Raw genomic sequence first — 16,226 nt, forward strand, 5'->3', positions numbered from 1 at the left:
GAGGCCCTGCCGATTCAGCTCAGCGACTCGGCCGCCCGCTCGTCCAGCCAGGCGCCCAGCTGGTCGGCCGGCAGGGGCGCGCCGCAATGGAAGCCCTGGATCTCGTCCGCCGGCAGGTGCTGCAGCTGGCGCAGGTGCTCGGCGTCTTCCACCCCCTTGAGGGTTACCGTCAGCCCCAGCGAGCGGCCGAGATCGATCATGGCCCGCACCAGGGCGCTGTCTTCCGGCGCCTGATGGTGTCGGGCGATGAGGCTGCGATCCAGGCGGATGCCGTCCAGCGGATAGCGGCGCAGATAGGCCAGGGAGCAGAGGCCGGAACCGAAGTCGTCCAGGCACAGGCGTACGCCCAGGCCCTTGAGCGCGCCCAGGGTGTTGGCCACGTCGGCGGCCGGGTCCAGCAGGGTGCGTTCGGTGAGTTCCAGCTCCAGCCGCGACGCCGCCAGGCCGCTCTGGTAGAGGGCCTCGGCCACGGTCTGCACCGGGTCTTCGTTGGCGTGGAATTGCTGCGGCGACAGATTGACCGACACCGAGAGTCGTTCCGGCCAGCCCTGGGCATCGTGGCAGGCGGTCTCCAGCACCCAGCGCCCCAGGCGCTGGCCGAGGCCGGCGTCCTCAGCCAGGGTCAGGAAGTCCAGCGGCTCCAGCAGCCCCTGGGTCGGGTGCTCCCAGCGCACCAGCGCCTCGAAGCCACGCAGGCTGCCATCGGCCAGGCAACGGCGCGGCTGGTAGTAGAGGCTGAGACGGTCATCGCGCAGGGCCTGGCGCAGGTCCTGCTCCAGCTGCCGGCGCAACAGCACCTGCTCGTTCATGGCCGGCTCGTGAAAGCGCCAGGTGCTGCGGCCAGCGGCTTTGGCCTGGTAGAGGGCGATATCGGCCAGGCGCAGCAGTTCCGCCGGGATGCCGGTATCCCGCGGTGCCAGGGCCACGCCCAGGCTGCTGCCGATGAAGACCCGCTGCTCGCCGAGGCGGAAGGGTTGGCGCAACTGCTCCACCAGCCGTCGGCAGAGGTCGGCGATGGCGCCCGGGTCGCGGTCGCCGCTGAGCACCACGCAGAATTCATCGCCGCCCAGGCGCGCCACCAGGTCGGTGGCGGTCACGTTCTGCCGCAGACGCTGCGCCGCTTCCTGCAGGACCTGATCGCCGGCGGCATGGCCGAGGGCATCGTTGACCGTCTTGAATCTATCCAGGTCCAGGCTGATCAGCGCCAGGGGCCGCGGCTCCGGGCCTTCCAGGTGGGTGGCGAGGAACTGGTGCAGGCGATGGCGGTTGGGCAGGCCGGTCAGGGGGTCGTGCCAGGACAGGTGCTGGACCTGGGCCAGGGCCTCGATCTCGTCGGTGAGATCGGTGACGGTACCGCGATAGCCACCCTCGGGAATGGCCCGGGCGGCGACCCGGCAGGTGCGTTCGCGGCCGTTGCCGTCCAGGTAGTGACAGACCAGCGGCGGTCGCGGCTTGTGGTCGTGCGCCTGGCCGGCTAGCCAGTGCGCCAGGGTGTCTGCATGGGGCGTCAGGAGTTCGTTGAGCGGCCGCCCCAGCCAGCGGTTGGTGGCTTCCCCGGTGACTTCGGCGAAGCGATCCGAGACATAGACCAGGCGCAGGGTGGCGTCGACCTCCCACAGCCAGTCCGAGGTGGCCTCGGCGATGTCGCGGAAGCGTCGCTCGCCGATGGCCAGTTCGCTGCGACTGGCCAGCAGGTCATCGTACTGGGCATCCAGCTGGCGCATCGACAGCAGCGCCTGGCGAAACAGCCAGATCAGCCCCAGCAGCAGGATCAGCACCCCACCGCCGAACAGCGGCAGGGTCTGCTGCATCAGCCACAATCCCGGTCGCGGCGGGCGCCAGGTCAGCTGATAGCCGGAGCCCGGCAGTTGCCAGCTGGCGCGGCTGCCGGCCGGGTCGGTGGTGATGCTCAGCGGCGGCAGGTTGTTGGCTTCGCTCAGGGCGGCCAGTCGGGCGGGACTCAGCACATTGACGAAGACCAGTACCGAGGCAGGCGCCTCCTGGGGACGGACGCCGGCATGATCGCCCGGGGTGATGGCGGCGGCGGCCACCAGCGCCGGCATCCCGGCCACGGTCAGCACACCGGACACGCTGCCGGCGCGGGCGTCGGCGCTGCGTGCCGCGGCCAGCAGGCCGGCGATGTCGCCCTGCAGCCAGGGCGTAGCGGGATCGGCCCGCTGGCCATCGAGCAGGCGATAGCGGGGGCGGTCCTGGCCGTTGAATACCAGCACCCCTTCGTAGCCATAGACGCGGTACAGCGATTCGCCGAGGTTGCCCTGGTCGTAGGCCCAGTCGGAGTCCAGTTCCTGATGGAGGCGGCGATAGGCCTCGTCCCATTTGCTGTAGTCGATCAGGTTGCGGGCGACCTCTTCGTCGAGGCGGGTAAAGGTGCGACCGATGGCGCGCTCGGTGTGCTGGGCGACGGTGGCATCCTGGCGCACGGCATTGTCGACCAGCAGATAGCAACCCAGGCCGATAAGGCCGAGGAGCAGCACGCAGAGCGCCGGGAACAGCCGCAGGAGGACGGTATGGCCCCGCCGACGCGGTAAGGCGCTGCGGGACGCGGGAGATGTTGGCATGCCTGGACCCTGGCTGGATGAGCGTTCCTGTGGCTTCGCCCGGCGCGACCCGGAGGTGGCCAAGCGAAGCGGATGAAGCCTTGCCGTCGCTAGACTAGCCCCTGGGGGCGCGCGACGCTAAACGTAAAGCGGAAGATGCCAAGGGGATCGCGCTAAGCATCGCGCGAACGCCCGGGTTAGGTGGGGTTGCCGGCACCACCGTAGAAGGCGCAGCCCTGCCAGGTCTGGCCATTGATGCGCAGTTCGGCCTGCAGCGACTGCACGGTGCCGGTCCGGCCATCCACGCAGCGCCGGGGATTGATCCACAACTCGACCTTCTCGCCATTGGCCTCGGTGGACAGGGCGCGCATGCCGCCGGGCAATTCCTCCTGCACGAAGGGCAGGGCGCGGCGCTGTTGGCCGGCGGTACTGACCAGCATGCCCTGGTTGCTGACCTGGACGCTCCAGTCCGGTCCATGGCCACCGGCATTCATGGCGGTACGCTTGAAGTTCGGATCGCTGCAACCCGGACCGCTGTACTGCACGCGGTAGACGTCGGTGACGGCGAATACGCCCTGGGCGCCATCGCGGCCCCCGGACTTGAGCTTGCCGCGCAGATCGGCGAACAGCGAAGCGGCACCGCTGTCGGCGGCCAGTTCGTGGGCATCGCGCAGGATGGCGGTGTTGTTGGCGTCGGTGACGTCGAAGAAACGCTGTTCCTGGCAGGGGCGGAACAGCAGCTGGTCACCGCTCCAGCGCAGATCGCCCTGCAGGCGCTCGCCGCCCGGTGCACGCGGGGTGTCGTCGCTCTGGAACAGGCTGCAGCCGCCGAGGAGGCCGAGCAGGGCAAGGGGAAAGATGGCACGCGGCGCTGGCATCGCAGGACTCCGACTGAGGTGGGCACACGTTACTCAGACAGCGCCGCGAGCTCAAGGACTTACCAGACGCGATAAGTCTTGCCGGTTTCCCGCCCTTCCACGCTGCGTTCGTAGGCCAGGGCCGCCTCGGCACCCGATACCGCCTTGAAGCCGCGGAAGAAATCGCCGTAGTGTCCCAGCGATTCCTCCAGCACCGTCGGACTCACCGCGTTGAGCCGCTGACCCCGTGGCAACTCGATGGCCGCGCCGCGGACGAAGCCTTCCAGCGCCGCGTTGACCATGGCCGCCGAGCTGCCCTGCGCGATGGGCTGTTCGCTGAGGATGCCGGTGGAGAGGGTAAAGGAGGCGCCCTCGGCGGCCTGCGCCTGGCCCAGCAGCACCAGGTTGACCTGGCCCATCAGCTTGTCCTGCAGGCCTTTCCCGTAGGCTTCGGGCGTCATCTCGGTGAAGGGGGCGAAGGTCACCGAACCCACCGCGCTGACCAGGGCATCGAAACGACCCACCTGGGCGAACAGGGCACGGATGGACTCCGGTTGGGTGATGTCGACCTGCAGGTCGCCGGATTGGCGGCCGACGCGGATCAGCTCGTGGCGGCTGCCCAGGCGTTCGGCGATGGCGCTGCCCAGGGTACCGCTGGCACCGACGAGGATGATTTTCATGATGCGACTCCGTGAAGGGAAGGGAGTCTCCAGCCTAGAATGGCGCATTGCCCTGATAAATCACCTGAATGGCAATCCAGTGTTTCCTGGAGGAAACGATGCAGGACGATTTCGCTGATCTTGCGGCCTTCGCCATCCTCTGTGAAAGCGGCAGCTTCACCCGTGCAGCCGAGCGCCTGGGCTGCAGCAAGGGGCAACTGTCGAAGCGCATCCGGGCGCTGGAGGTGCGACTGGAGACCCGCCTGCTGCACCGCACCACCCGCCGTCTCGCTCCCACCGCCGCCGGGCGCACCCTGCTGCCCGAGGCCCAGGCCCTGGTGCGCCAGCGTGAGCGGGCCCTGCAGAGCGTGGCCCGCCTGCAGGAGGAGGCAGCCGGGCCGGTGCGCCTGACCGTTCCGGTATCCCTGGGCTACACCTTTTTCGAGGTACTGCTGGCCTGTCGCGCCACCCACCCCGCCATCCAGCTGGACCTGGTGCTGGACAACGGCTATCGCGACCTGGTCGCCGAGGGGTTCGACCTGGCGATTCGCGCCCGACTGGAGCCGGACGAGCGCCTGGTCGCGCGACCGCTGTTCGCCATGCAGGAGGTGACCTGCGCGGCACCCGCCTATCTGGCCGGGCACGAGGTCCCGCAGGCACCCGAGGCGCTGCTCGGCCACCGCTGCCTGGTCAACAGCCACTATGCCGAGGGCGAGGTCTGGCTCTATCACCGCGAGCACCGACTCGACCGCGTGCAGGTAACCCCCAGCCTGGCCTGCAATCACTACAGCCTGCTCAAGCAGGCGGCCCTGGCCGGGCAGGGCATCGCCCGGCTGCCCTCATTCATGGTGCACGAGGAGCTGGCCAGTGGTGCCCTGGTCTGGCTGCTCCGGGAATGGCGCACGCCCAGCCAGCCGCTGTTTCTGGTGCATCCCTACCAGGGTGGGTTGCCGAAGCGGACAAGGGTGGTGGCGGAAGCCCTGAGCGACTGGTTCGAGCGCAGTCGGCAGCGCCTGGAGGCGTTGGGGTAGCGGGGCCGATGGAGCTGGAGGCCTGCGGGGACAGTCCCTTCTCGCTGCGGGAGAGGGCTGGGGTGAGGGCACCCTTCGCCGGGAAGCCCCAGTGGAAAAGGCTGCGCCGTTTTCCACGCTACGGCACTGTTGGGCTTCGACGGTGGAGCCGTCTCGACCCGAAGCACGTGCTATCGCGGCCATGGGCCGCTCCTACGGGTGCCTGTAGGAGCGGCCCATGGCCGCGATAGGATCCACAGCAAAAGCGGTCGCATCGGCGAACCGACATCGTCGCGATAGAATAAACGGCTCAACCGCCCAGATAGGCCTTGCGCACGTCCGGGTTGGCCAGCAGTTCGGCGCCGCTGTCCTGCATGACGATGCGGCCGTTCTCCAGCACGTAGCCGCGGTCGGCCAGCTTGAGCGCCTGGTTGGCGTTCTGCTCGACCAGGAACACCGTCACCCCATCCTGGCGCAGCTGTTCGATGATCTCGAAGATCTGCTGGATGATGATGGGCGCAAGTCCCAGCGACGGCTCGTCGAGCAGCAGCAGGCGCGGCTCGCTCATCATCGCCCGGCCGATGGCGAGCATCTGTTGTTCGCCACCGGACATGGTACCGGCGCGCTGGGCATAGCGCTCCTTGAGGCGTGGAAAGAGGCCGAGAACCTTCTCCAGCTGGCGGTCGTAGGCCTGCTTGTCGGTGAAGAAGCCGCCCATGGCCAGGTTCTCTTCCACGGTCAGGCGGGCGAACACCCGGCGACCTTCCGGCACCACGGCGATGCCCTTGCGCATGATCTGCGCGGTTTCCTGGCCGACCAGCTCCTCGCCTTCATAGCGGATGCTGCCGCCGTGGGCCTGCGGGGTACCGCAGAGGGTCATCAGCAGGGTGGACTTGCCGGCCCCGTTGGCGCCGATCAGGGTGACGATCTCGCCCCGGTTCACCTGCACGCTGACGCCATGCAGCGCCTGGATCTTGCCGTAGAAGGTGGAGACGTTGTCGAACTGCAGCATGGTGGTCTCCATCAGGATTCGCCCAGGTAGGCCTTGATCACGTCGGGGTTGTTGCGGATCTGCTCCGGCGTCCCGTCGGCCAGGGGGGTGCCCTGGTTGATCACCACGATGTGGTCGGAAATGCTCATCACCAGGTGCATGTCGTGCTCGATCAGGAGCACGGTCACGCCGTGCTCGGCGCGCAGCAGGGCGATGAGCGCCTTGAGGTCCTCGGTCTCGCGCGGGTTGAGACCGGCGGCCGGCTCGTCGAGCATGAGGATCTGCGGGCGGGTCATCATGCAGCGAGCGATTTCCAGGCGGCGCTGCTGGCCGTAGGCAAGGTTGCCGGCGTTACGGTTGGCGAATTCGGTGAGGTTGACCTGCTCCAGCCAGAAGCGCGCATAGTCCATGGCCTCGGCCTCGCTCTTGCGAAAGGCCGGGGTCTTGAACAGCCCGGCCAGGAAGCCGGTGTTGAGGTGGCGGTGCTGGGCCACCAGCAGGTTCTCCACCGCGGTCATTTCCTTGAACAGGCGAACGTTCTGGAAGGTGCGCACCACGCCCTTGCGGGCGATCTTGTGGCCGGGCAGCCCCTGGATGGCTTCGCCATTGAGCAGGATCTCGCCGCCGCTGGGTCGGTAGAAGCCGGTCAGGCAGTTGAACACCGTGGTCTTGCCGGCGCCGTTGGGACCGATCAGCGAGACCACCTGGCCCTGTTCCACGCGGATGTTGACGCCGTTGACGGCCAGCAGGCCGCCGAACCTCATGGACAGGCCGGAGACATCGAGAAGGGCTTGGCTCATTTGCGCAACTCCAGGTGCGGGCGTTGCATCGGGAGCAGGCCTTGCGGACGCCAGATCATCATCACGACCATCAGCAGGCCGAACATCAACATGCGGTATTCGCTGAATTCGCGCATCAGCTCCGGCAGCAGGATCATCACGATGGCCGCGAGGATCACGCCGAGCTGGGAGCCCATGCCGCCCAGCACCACGATGGCCAGGATGATGGCCGATTCGATGAAGGTGAAGGATTCCGGCGACACCAGGCCCTGGCGAGCGGCGAAGAAGCTGCCGGCGAAACCGGCGAAGCAGGCGCCCAGGGTAAAGGCCGAGAGCTTGATCAGCGTGGGATTCAGGCCCAGGGCGCGGCAGGCGATCTCGTCTTCGCGCAGGGCTTCCCAGGCGCGGCCGATGGGCATGCGCAAGAGGCGGTTGATCACGAACAGGGTCAGCAGCACCAGCAACAGGGCGATCAGGTAGAGGAAGATCACCTTGTATTCGGAGTTGTAGGGGATGCCGAAATACTCGTGGAAGGGCGTCATGCCCTCGGGGGCCCGGCGTTCGAAGGTCAGGCCGAACAGGGTCGGTTTTTCGATGCCGCTGATGCCGTTGGGGCCGCCGGTCCACTGGGTGAGGTTGCGCAAGAGGATGCGGATGATCTCGCCGAAGCCCAGGGTGACGATGGCCAGGTAGTCGCCGCGCAGGCGCAGCACCGGGAAACCGAGCAGGAAGCCGAACAGCGCCGCCATCAGCCCCGCCAGCGGCAGGCAGACCCAGAAGCCCAGGCCGTAGTAGTGGGAGAGCATAGCGTAGGTGTAGGCGCCGACGGCATAGAAGCCGACGTAGCCCAGGTCGAGCAGACCGGCCAGACCCACCACGATGTTCAGGCCGAGGCCGAGCATCACGTAGATGAGGATCAGGGTGGCGATGTCCACCGCGCCGCGCGAGCCGTAGAAGGGCCATACCAGGGCGACCAGCACCAGGCCCAGGATCACCCAGCGCTGGGTCCTGGGTTCGGTGAGCTTGGTGCCCAGGCCGGTGGCCGGCAGGTGCAGGCCGCCACCGCGGCGCCAGCCGGCGGTGAGCGGGTCTCGCACCAGTTGCCAGACGAACATCAGCACCGCGGCCAGGGCCACGATCCAGAGGGTGCGCGGCGTGGCGCCGTGCACCTCGAGGTTGACGCCCACCGTCTCCAGCTTGAGGCCGAGGATGGGATAGGCGACGGCCAGCACCAGCAGGGCGCTGAAGAAGGCGGTTCGCAGACGGGCACTCATACCTTTTCCACCTCCGGGCGACCGAGGATGCCGGTGGGGCGGAACAGCAGCACCAGCACCAGCAGGCTGAAGGCCACCACGTCCTTGTACTGGTCGCCGAAGACGTCGGCGCCAAAGGCCTCGGCCACGCCCAGCACCAGGCCGCCGAGCATGGCGCCGGGGATGCTGCCGATGCCGCCGAGCACGGCGGCGGTGAAGGCCTTGATGCCGGCCAGGAAGCCCAGGCTCGGGTTGATCACGCCGTACTGGATGCCCAGCAGCACCGCGGCCACGGCGGCCAGGGTGGCGCCGATGACGAAGGTCAGGGCGATGATGCCGTTGGTGTTGATGCCCAGCAGGTTGGCCATCTTGATGTCCTCGGCGCAGGCGCGGCAGGCGCGGCCCAGGCGGGAGCGGGAGATGAACCAGGTGAGGCCGAACATGGTGAGCAGGGTGACGATGAAGATCAGCACCTGCACATAGGAGATCACCACGCCGTTCATGGCGTCGGTGCCGATGATGAAGTTGCCCGGCAGCAGGTTGGGGATCGACTTGTCCTTGGAGTCCTGGGCCAGCAGCACCCAGTTCTGCAGGAAGATCGACATGCCGATCGCCGAGATCAGCGGGATCAGCCGGTTACCGCCACGCAAGGGGCGATAGGCGATGCGTTCGATGCTGTAGCCGTAGGCACTGGCGATGATGATGCTGGCGCCAAAGGCGGCGAGCATGACGATGGGCAGGCTGTGGATACCCAGCATGGCCAGGCCGGCAATGGCGATGAAGGCCACATAGGAGCCGATCATGTACACCTCGCCATGGGCGAAGTTGATCATGCCGATGATGCCGTAGACCATGGTGTAGCCGATGGCGATCAACGCATAGGTGCTGCCGACCGTGAGGCCGTTCACCAGCTGTTGCAGGTAGTGGTAGAACTCGGGCATGGGTGTCTCCAGGGGACCTTGGTGCACTTCTGGTGCGGGTCCCAGGCCTCGGATGGAGGCGGATAAACGAAGCCCACCGCCGGTGGCGGTGGGCTTCGGTGTTACGGACTTCGAAGCTGTTCAGAACCTACTGCGCGTCGGCCAAACTGCGTTGAACACACCTTCGGAATGCTCATTTACCTCTTGTAAACTCCGCTTCCTCAGGTGTGTTCGCCTTGTTTGTCTCTAGCTCGCGAGGTCCTGAACAGCTTCTAGGGCTTACTTGGCTTCAGTCTTGGTGCCGTCGGCGTGCCATTCGTAGACCACGAACTCGAAGTTCTTCAGGTCGCCTTTCTCGTCGAACGCCAACTCACCGGTGGGGGTGTTGAAGGTGTTGCTGCGCAGTGCCTTGGCCACGTCCTCGGGCTTCTCGTCGCCCGCCTTCTCGATGCCTTCGGCGATGACCTGCACGGCGGCGTAGGAGGGGAACACGAAGGGACCGCTCGCATCCTGCTTCTTGTCCTTGAACGCCTGCACCAGGGCCTGGTTCTTGGGATCCTGGTCGAAGGAGCGCGGCAGGGTGACCAGCAGGCCTTCGGAGGCCTTGCCGGCAATGGCGGAGATGGAGCTGTTGCCCACGCCTTCCGGACCCATGAACTTGGCGGTCAGGCCCTTCTCGGCCGCCTGACGCAGGATCAGGCCCAGCTCGGGGTGGTAGCCGCCGTAGTAGACGAAGTCGACGTTGGCCTGCTTGAGCTTGGCGATCAGCGAGGAGAAATCCTTGTCGCCGGAGTTGATGCCCTCGAACACGGCAACCTTGACGCCGGCCTTGTCCAGGGTCTGCTTGACCGCGGTGGCGATGCCTTCGCCGTACTGCTGCTTGTCGTGGATGACCGCGACGATCTTCGGCTTGACGTGCTCGACGATGAACTTGCCGGCGGTCGGGCCCTGCATGTTGTCCAGGCCGATGGTGCGGAAGATCAGCTTGTAGCCACGGTTGGTGATGTCGGGGCTGGTGGCCGCCGGGGTCACCATCAGGATGCCTTCGTCCTCATAGATGTCGGAGGCGGGCTGGGTGGAGCTGGAGCAGAGGTGGCCGACGACGAACTTGACGCCATCGTTGACGATCTTGTTGGCAACCGCCACGGCTTGCTTGGGATCGCAGGCGTCGTCGTAGATCACGCCTTCGAGCTGCTTGCCCTTGACGCCGCCGGCCTTGTTGATCTGCTCGATGGCCATCTGGGCACCAATGAACTCCATGTCACCGTACTGGGCGACCGGGCCGGTCTTGGGGCCGGCCAGACCGATCTTCAGGGTGTCGGCTGCCAGGGTGTGGCTGGCCATGCCGGCCAGGGCCAGGGCCGCGACCAAGCGGGAGAAACGCAGAGTTGCCTTTTTCATGAGTGCTCCACTCGGAATGCTTTTATTAATGAGGCAGTTGGAAGCGAAAATGTGCCGATTTTGTTCTTTATGACGCGCCGCGCAGTTTAATCACCGTCTGTTCGTCTTGGAAAGCTGGCGACGACAACTTGTCGGATCTGTGGCCCGTGCGTCCGGCCGCTCGGCAATTGGGGAGGGCAACGGTAGAATCCGCCCTTTTCGCGAGGCCCGCACCATGACCGATCACGCAACGCGCTACGCCACCCTGCTCGGGCAGACCGCCGCCATCGGCTGGGAAGAATTGCAACCGCATTTTGCGCGGGGCGTGCTGCTGGAAGTGGCACCCGAGCTGGACCTAATCGAGGCGGCCATCGCCGTGACCCAGGACGATGCCGCCCGGGTGGGTCTGTGGCTGCAGCAGGGCCAACTGGCCAAGGTCGACGAAGACCGCGCGCGGCGCCGGCTGGAGGCGCCTGAGGTGGCCCTGTGGGCGGTGGTGGTGGCGCCCTGGGTGCTGATGCAGGAGCGTCCGGCCGAGCGCTGAAATACCAACGGCCCGCGCAAGGCGGGCCGCTGCTGGCGAGCGTGGCTCAGCGTTCGCTGTCGAGATCGCGGAGCTGGTGTTCGCCGTAGCGATCACCGGCCACGGCGTCCGGCGGCAGCAGCCGTTCCAGTTCGGCGCGATCCGCAGCGCTCAGGGCCACCTCCAGCGCACCGAGGGATTCGTCGAGCTGAACGCGGCGGCGGGCACCGACCAGCGGCACGATATCGTCGCCCTGGGCGGCGACCCAGGCCACCGCCAGCCGGGCCGGGGTGGTGCCCCGGTGTTCGGCGAACTGCTTCAGGCCTTCCACCAGCGCCAGGTTTTTCTCCACGTTGCCCGGCTGGAAGCGCGGACTATGGGCGCGGAAGTCGCCGCTGCCCGAGGGTTGGCGCCAGTGACCGCTGAGCAGGCCACGGGAGAGCACGCCATAGGCGGTGATGCCGATGCCCAGGTCGCGGCAGGTTGGTAGGATCTCCGCCTCGATGCCGCGCGAGACCAGCGAATACTCGATCTGCAGGTCGCAGACCGGATGCACCGCGGCCGCCCGCCGCAGGGTCTGTGCGCCCACCTCCGAAAGGCCGATATGGCGGATGTAGCCGGCCTGCACCAGCTCGGCGAGGGCGCCCATGGTGTCCTCGATGGGCACCTGGCGATCCAGCCGTGCAGGGCGATAGATGTCGATGTGGTCCACACCCAGGCGCTTGAGGCTGTAGGCGACGAAATTCTTGATCGCCGCCGGCCGGGTGTCGTAGCCCAGCCACTCGCCGCCCGGACCGCGCAGGGCGCCGAACTTGACGCTGATCAGTGCCTGGTCGCGCCGACCGCGCAGGGCTTCGCCCAGGAGCAGTTCGTTGTGGCCCATGCCATAGAAGTCACCGGTGTCGAACAGGGTGACGCCGCGTTCGAGGGCGGCCTGGACGGTGGCGATGGCCTCGCCCCGGTCGGCGGCGCCATAGAGGTCGGACATGCCCATGCAGCCCAGACCAAGGCTCGATACCAAGGGGCCCTGGCGGCCCAAGCGACGCTGTTGCATGAGGGATTCCTCTTCAGGTGGATGAGGCTTCACTCTAGCCAGGATGACGCTGTGCGATAATCCGGTCTCGACACAACGACCTGTTCGCTCAGCCGTACAATGGAGGCACCTTGAATCTGGATGACCTGGCGGCCTTCGCCGCCGTGGCCGAGGCCCGCAGCTTTCGTGGCGCCGCCTATGTGCGCGGCGTGGCGGCCTCTTCCCTGAGCGATGCCGTGCGGCGGCTGGAGCGGGAACTGGATGTCCGGCTGCTGCACCGCACCACCCGCAGCGTGACGCCCACCGCGGCCGGCCAGCGTCTGCTGGAGCGCCTCACCCCCGCGCTGCGCGAGGTGCGCGGCGCGCTGGACGCCATCAATGCCGAGGGCGAGAGTCCGGTGGGGAGCCTGAGACTCAATGTGCCCACCATCGTCGCCCGCGTGCTGCTGCCGCCATTGATCGGCCCCTTCCTCGCCCGGCATCCGGGCATTCGCCTGGAGGTGGTGGCCGAGGACCGGCTGATCGACGTGCTCGCCGCGAGTTTCGATGCCGGGGTGCGCTACGACGAGCACCTGGAGGCGGACATGATCAGCGTGCGGCTGGGCCCGGTCACCCAGAGATTCGCCGTGGCTGGAACCCCTGCCTACCTGGAACAGCACGGCGTACCGGCACACCCCGCCGACCTGGTCCGGCATTCCTGCATCGGGCATCGCTTCGCCAGCGGTCTGATGGCGCAGTGGAGCTTCGAGCGCGGCAGCGAGGTCATCAATGTCGCGCCGGGCAGTCGCCTGCTGGCCTCGGCGCTCGACCTGGAATTGCAGGCCGCCCTCGACGGCGTCGGCCTCATCTATTCCTTCGCCGACTATCTGGCCCAGCCCCTGGCCGACGGTCGCCTGGTGGAAGTGCTGGCGGACTGGTCCACGTCCTTTCCTGGTCCGCGGCTCTACTATGCGGATCGCCGCCAGCTGCCCGCGCCCCTGCGCGCCTTCGTGGCCTTCTTGCGCGAGCGTCACGGCTAGGCGAGCGCGCGGGGCGCCGCTACCCTGAGCGCCAGTCCGCCGCCTGGAGCCGCCATGACGTCCCTGTTCATCCGCCTGGTACCGTCCCCATGATCATCGGCACCGCCGGCCACATCGACCATGGCAAGACCGCGCTGATCCAGGCCCTCACCGGGGTCGCCGGTGACCGCCGCCGCGAAGAGCAGGCGCGCGGCATCACCATCGACCTGGGCTATGTCTATGCCGATCTGGGCGACGGCGGCCTCACCGGCTTCATCGACGTGCCCGGTCATGAGCGCTTCGTGCACAACATGCTGGCCGGCGCCAGCGGCCTGGACCTGGCCCTGCTGGTGGTGGCGGCCGACGACGGCGTCATGCCGCAGACCCGTGAGCACCTGGCGATCCTCGAATTGCTCGGCATTCCCCGGCTGCTGGTGGCCCTGACCAAGGCCGATCGGGTGGACGCCGAGCGCCTGGCCCAGGTGCGCCAGGACGTCAGTACGCTGCTGGCCGCCGGCCCCTTCGCCGGGGCGCCGCTGTATCCGGTGGCCAGTCCCGGCGGCGTGGGCATCCCCGCCTTACGCGCCGCCTTGCTCGCGACCCTGGACCAGGTGCGCCAGCGCAACGCCCGCGGCGGCTTTCGCCTGGCGGTGGACCGGGTGTTCAGTGTCGCCGGGGCCGGAGTGGTGGTCACCGGCACCGCCTTTGCCGGCCAGGTGGCCGTCGGCGACGAACTGCTGCTCACCCCACGCGGACAGCGCCTGCGGGTGCGGGGGCTGCACGCCCAGAACCGCGCGGCGGAAACCGCCCAGGCCGGTCAGCGGGTGTCGCTCAATCTTGCGGGCGAGCGGCTGAGCACCGACAGCCTCGCCCGCGGTGACTGGCTGGTGGCCGAGGCGCTGCATGCGCCCACCACCCGGATCGACGTGGAGCTACGACTGCTGCCCGGCGAGGCGCGCAACCTGGCGCACTGGACGCCGGTGCACGTGCACCTGGGCGCCCAGGATCTCACCGGTCGCGTCGCCCTGCTGGAAGGCGACAACCTCGCCCCTGGCGCCATGACCCTGGCACAGCTGGTGCTCAATGCGCCGCTGCACGGGGTGCATGGCGATCGCCTGGTGCTACGTGACCAGTCCGCCCAGCGCACCCTGGGCGGGGCCCGGCTGCTCGATCCCTTTGCCCCGGCGCGCCATCGCCGCACGCCGCAGCGCCTGGCACAACTCCAGGCACTGCGTCGGGGCGGTCTGGAGGAGGCGCTGCCTGAACTCCTGGCCCAGGCCGACGGCGGTCTCGATCCACGGCTGCTGGCGCGTCAGTTCAACCGCCCCGAAGGCGACTGGCACGTGCCCGCCGACACCCTGAGGGTGGACACGCGGGTTGGCCCGCGGCTGTTTGCAGCCTCCTTGTGGCAGGCGGCGCTCGAGCGCCTGGGCGCGGCGCTGGCGACCTTTCACCAGGAACAACCCGACGAACTGGGTCCCGATCGGGATCGCCTCCGCCGCATCGCCGCGCCGGAGCTGGAGCGGGCAGTCTATCTGGCGCTGCTGGAGACGGCCCTGGCCGAGGGGCGATTGCAGAGCAGCGGTCCCTGGCTGCACATGCCCGATCACCGGGTTCGCCTCACCGAGGCGGAGGAGGGGCTCAAGACCCGCCTCTGGCCGCTGCTGGAGGCACAGCGTTTCGATCCGCCCTGGACCCGCGATCTGGCCAGGAGTCTGGATCAGCCCGAGGCCGAGGTGCGGCTGCTGCTGCGCAAGCTGGCCCGGCTGGGGGAACTGACCCAGGTGGTCAGGGATCTCTTCTATCCCCAGGCGAGTCTGGAAGCCGCGGCCGGCGAGGCATTGCGCCTGGAGCGCGAAGCAGGGATCATTCGCGCCGCGGCCTTTCGCGATGCCCTTGGCATCGGTCGCAAGCGCAGCATCCAGATCCTCGAATGCCTGGATCGCATCGGTTTCACCCGTCGCTTCGGCGACGAGCGCCGGGTCCGCCCGGACAGCGCCTGGGCCCGCGCGGCCGAGGGCTAGCGCAACAGAGGAAGGCAATCACGCCCGGTGGCGTGGCCGGGCTTCAAACCCGGTTGGGGACGGCAGCCGTTCCCGGGTGGGTTCGACTCCCACTGCCTTCCGCCATTTCCTGAGCTCAGTGCCCGTCCACCGGGTGATGCAGCACCGCGCCCTCCCGTTGCAACTCCTGCAGAAACCAGTCGGCTGCCCAGAGCTGTTCGGGCATATAGAGACCCGCCGGCAAGGGTTCACCGCCCGCCAGGCCCAGCACCTGCTCCAGCGACAGCACCAGCCCGAGGGCGGTCAGCGAGGCCTGCCCCTGGCTGAATTCCAGCACGGACCGTGCGGTGGTGGTCTGGCCGTCTCTTTCACCGGTCACCCTGACCGCGATCTCGGCCGCCGTTTCCGCGCCCCGCCGCCGGCTGGAAGACTCGCCCAGGGCGATGTCGAAGCGCAGCTCCGGCGCGGCGGTGGTGGCCCAGAGGCTGAGCAGATCGATGGAGCCGAAGGCCGTGGCGGCCAGCGTGCGACCGTCCAGCGCCGTGACGCTGCCCTGCAGGTCGGCCACGCTCAGCCAGGCGCGGCGTCCATGGCGGAACGCCAGGGCCGCGGGAGCGGCGCTGTGCACTCGCTCCATATCTTCCCAGGCCAGCGGGCCGGCCGGGTCCGCCTCATCCAGCAAGACCTCCACCCCGATGGCCGCGACCCGGGTGAAGCGGCGGGCGAGATCGAGTGCCAGCGCCAGGGCGGCGCCCGAAGCCCAGTGGCTGGACAGCACCAGGGCATGGGCGCCGGGGCGCTGCATGAACTGGGCGACCTCCGGCCCCAGTTCGGTGACGCCGGTGTTGGCATTGAGATAGGGGATGCCCAGCCGCTGGGCGAGGCGCAGGCCGTGCAGGGCCTGATCCGGTGCCAGCATGATCATGGCTGCCGGGACGAGGGTGGGATCGAGTCCCAGCCCCGGCCGGTCGAGGTCCAGGCGCACCGCCCGGGCCTGCTCGGTGGCCTGGGCGACGTCCTCGGCAGCGGCGAGGTTGCGGCCACCCACCAGCAGGGGCCAGTCAGGCTGGCGCTGGCGGAACCAGTGGACGGCCTGGCGGCCTACCGTGCCCGAACCGCCGGCAAAGAGTATGGGTTGCAGTGGCATGATGCTGTCCTCTTCGTTGCAGTGCTGAGGTTCCGGAGACCGCACAGCCAATTGCCACGGGCTGTTCTCCGCATTAACCTACCAGAAGTAGGTTCTGGTTCAGGATTAACCTACC

General features: G+C 68.0%; 14 protein-coding genes and 1 tRNA gene. 5 read left to right on the forward strand and 10 right to left on the reverse strand.

The features are described 5' to 3' along the window. Nucleotides 1-14 precede the first annotated feature (14 nt). The 3 genes from PVZ77_RS24685 to PVZ77_RS24695 all read right to left on the reverse strand — a co-directional run bounded on the left by PVZ77_RS24685 (nucleotide 15) and on the right by PVZ77_RS24695 (nucleotide 4,095). On the reverse strand, nucleotides 15-2,579 hold the full coding sequence (locus PVZ77_RS24685) for a bifunctional diguanylate cyclase/phosphodiesterase (RefSeq protein WP_273808675.1): 2,565 nt from the start codon (nucleotides 2,577-2,579) through the stop codon (nucleotides 15-17). Nucleotides 2,580-2,755: 176 nt separating this feature from the next. Next, on the reverse strand, nucleotides 2,756-3,436 hold the full coding sequence (locus tag PVZ77_RS24690; RefSeq protein WP_007159577.1) for a lipoprotein: 681 nt from the start codon (nucleotides 3,434-3,436) through the stop codon (nucleotides 2,756-2,758). A 59-nt stretch (nucleotides 3,437-3,495) separates the two neighbouring features. Beyond that, nucleotides 3,496-4,095, reverse strand: a complete 600-nt coding sequence (locus PVZ77_RS24695; RefSeq protein WP_273808676.1) for a short chain dehydrogenase — start codon at nucleotides 4,093-4,095, stop codon at nucleotides 3,496-3,498. Nucleotides 4,096-4,193: 98 nt separating this feature from the next. Between PVZ77_RS24695 and PVZ77_RS24700 the strand changes: the two genes are divergently transcribed. Further along, complete coding sequence (locus tag PVZ77_RS24700; RefSeq protein WP_273808677.1) at nucleotides 4,194-5,105, forward strand: LysR family transcriptional regulator; 912 nt, start codon at nucleotides 4,194-4,196, stop codon at nucleotides 5,103-5,105. A 289-nt stretch (nucleotides 5,106-5,394) separates the two neighbouring features. On the opposite strand, the gene PVZ77_RS24705 is transcribed toward PVZ77_RS24700, so the two are convergent. The 5 genes from PVZ77_RS24705 to PVZ77_RS24725 all read right to left on the reverse strand — a co-directional run bounded on the left by PVZ77_RS24705 (nucleotide 5,395) and on the right by PVZ77_RS24725 (nucleotide 10,428). Continuing rightward, complete coding sequence (locus PVZ77_RS24705) at nucleotides 5,395-6,096, reverse strand: ABC transporter ATP-binding protein (protein WP_273808678.1); 702 nt, start codon at nucleotides 6,094-6,096, stop codon at nucleotides 5,395-5,397. Nucleotides 6,097-6,107: 11 nt separating this feature from the next. After that, entirely contained in the window at nucleotides 6,108-6,875 is a 768-nt protein-coding gene (gene livG, locus PVZ77_RS24710; protein WP_133859890.1) for a high-affinity branched-chain amino acid ABC transporter ATP-binding protein LivG, read from the reverse strand. Next, the gene (locus PVZ77_RS24715) at nucleotides 6,872-8,128 is read right to left on the reverse strand and encodes a high-affinity branched-chain amino acid ABC transporter permease LivM (protein WP_273808679.1); all 1,257 of its coding nucleotides are present in this window, start codon (nucleotides 8,126-8,128) and stop codon (nucleotides 6,872-6,874) included. Before PVZ77_RS24715 ends, livG begins: the two co-directional genes overlap by 4 nt. Next, nucleotides 8,125-9,048, reverse strand: a complete 924-nt coding sequence (livH, locus tag PVZ77_RS24720) for a high-affinity branched-chain amino acid ABC transporter permease LivH (RefSeq protein ID WP_007159571.1) — start codon at nucleotides 9,046-9,048, stop codon at nucleotides 8,125-8,127. Before livH ends, PVZ77_RS24715 begins: the two co-directional genes overlap by 4 nt. Nucleotides 9,049-9,306: 258 nt before the next feature. Continuing rightward, nucleotides 9,307-10,428: a branched-chain amino acid ABC transporter substrate-binding protein gene (locus tag PVZ77_RS24725; protein WP_133859888.1), complete on the reverse strand. Its 1,122-nt coding sequence runs from the start codon at nucleotides 10,426-10,428 to the stop codon at nucleotides 9,307-9,309. A 214-nt stretch (nucleotides 10,429-10,642) separates the two neighbouring features. Between PVZ77_RS24725 and PVZ77_RS24730 the strand changes: the two genes are divergently transcribed. Further along, entirely contained in the window at nucleotides 10,643-10,951 is a 309-nt protein-coding gene (locus PVZ77_RS24730) for a DUF2288 domain-containing protein (protein ID WP_133859887.1), read from the forward strand. Between the two features lie 46 nt (nucleotides 10,952-10,997). Here the strand turns inward: PVZ77_RS24730 and PVZ77_RS24735 are convergent, their stop codons facing one another. Continuing rightward, complete coding sequence (locus PVZ77_RS24735) at nucleotides 10,998-11,984, reverse strand: aldo/keto reductase (RefSeq protein ID WP_273808680.1); 987 nt, start codon at nucleotides 11,982-11,984, stop codon at nucleotides 10,998-11,000. A 110-nt stretch (nucleotides 11,985-12,094) separates the two neighbouring features. Between PVZ77_RS24735 and PVZ77_RS24740 the strand changes: the two genes are divergently transcribed. From PVZ77_RS24740 to PVZ77_RS24750, 3 genes are all read left to right on the forward strand, one after another. After that, a complete protein-coding gene (locus PVZ77_RS24740; protein ID WP_273808681.1) occupies nucleotides 12,095-12,982 on the forward strand; it encodes a LysR family transcriptional regulator in 888 nt (295 codons plus the stop codon). 89 nt (nucleotides 12,983-13,071) lie between these two features. Continuing rightward, the gene (gene selB, locus PVZ77_RS24745) at nucleotides 13,072-14,985 is read left to right on the forward strand and encodes a selenocysteine-specific translation elongation factor (protein WP_273808683.1); all 1,914 of its coding nucleotides are present in this window, start codon (nucleotides 13,072-13,074) and stop codon (nucleotides 14,983-14,985) included. A 9-nt stretch (nucleotides 14,986-14,994) separates the two neighbouring features. Continuing rightward, nucleotides 14,995-15,090, forward strand: a tRNA-Sec gene (locus PVZ77_RS24750). A 10-nt stretch (nucleotides 15,091-15,100) separates the two neighbouring features. Here PVZ77_RS24750 and PVZ77_RS24755 read toward each other — a convergent pair. Then, nucleotides 15,101-16,111 (reverse strand): hypothetical protein, encoded by a 1,011-nt coding sequence (locus PVZ77_RS24755; RefSeq protein WP_273808684.1) that lies wholly within the window; start codon nucleotides 16,109-16,111, stop codon nucleotides 15,101-15,103. Nucleotides 16,112-16,226 lie beyond the last annotated feature (115 nt).

The sequence above is a fragment of the Pseudomonas sp. SHLD1 genome (assembly GCF_028640935.1).
Classification (GTDB): domain Bacteria; phylum Pseudomonadota; class Gammaproteobacteria; order Pseudomonadales; family Pseudomonadaceae; genus Chryseomonas; species Chryseomonas aestiva.

Bases quoted from the DNA above. Each gene is read 5' to 3' on its own strand.
- PVZ77_RS24735 (WP_273808680.1), bottom strand. From the start codon at position 11,984: ATGCAACAGCGTCGCTTGGGCCGCCAGGGCCCCTTGGTATCGAGCCTT.
- PVZ77_RS24730 (WP_133859887.1), top strand. From the start codon at position 10,643: ATGACCGATCACGCAACGCGCTACGCCACCCTGCTCGGGCAGACCGCC.
- PVZ77_RS24755 (WP_273808684.1), bottom strand. From the start codon at position 16,111: ATGCCACTGCAACCCATACTCTTTGCCGGCGGTTCGGGCACGGTAGGC.
- PVZ77_RS24715 (WP_273808679.1), bottom strand. From the start codon at position 8,128: ATGAGTGCCCGTCTGCGAACCGCCTTCTTCAGCGCCCTGCTGGTGCTG.
- PVZ77_RS24705 (WP_273808678.1), bottom strand. From the start codon at position 6,096: ATGCTGCAGTTCGACAACGTCTCCACCTTCTACGGCAAGATCCAGGCG.
- PVZ77_RS24695 (WP_273808676.1), bottom strand. From the start codon at position 4,095: ATGAAAATCATCCTCGTCGGTGCCAGCGGTACCCTGGGCAGCGCCATC.
- PVZ77_RS24690 (WP_007159577.1), bottom strand. From the start codon at position 3,436: ATGCCAGCGCCGCGTGCCATCTTTCCCCTTGCCCTGCTCGGCCTCCTC.
- PVZ77_RS24685 (WP_273808675.1), bottom strand. From the start codon at position 2,579: ATGCCAACATCTCCCGCGTCCCGCAGCGCCTTACCGCGTCGGCGGGGC.
- livG (WP_133859890.1), bottom strand. From the start codon at position 6,875: ATGAGCCAAGCCCTTCTCGATGTCTCCGGCCTGTCCATGAGGTTCGGC.
- PVZ77_RS24700 (WP_273808677.1), top strand. From the start codon at position 4,194: ATGCAGGACGATTTCGCTGATCTTGCGGCCTTCGCCATCCTCTGTGAA.
- PVZ77_RS24725 (WP_133859888.1), bottom strand. From the start codon at position 10,428: ATGAAAAAGGCAACTCTGCGTTTCTCCCGCTTGGTCGCGGCCCTGGCC.
- livH (WP_007159571.1), bottom strand. From the start codon at position 9,048: ATGCCCGAGTTCTACCACTACCTGCAACAGCTGGTGAACGGCCTCACG.
- selB (WP_273808683.1), top strand. From the start codon at position 13,072: ATGATCATCGGCACCGCCGGCCACATCGACCATGGCAAGACCGCGCTG.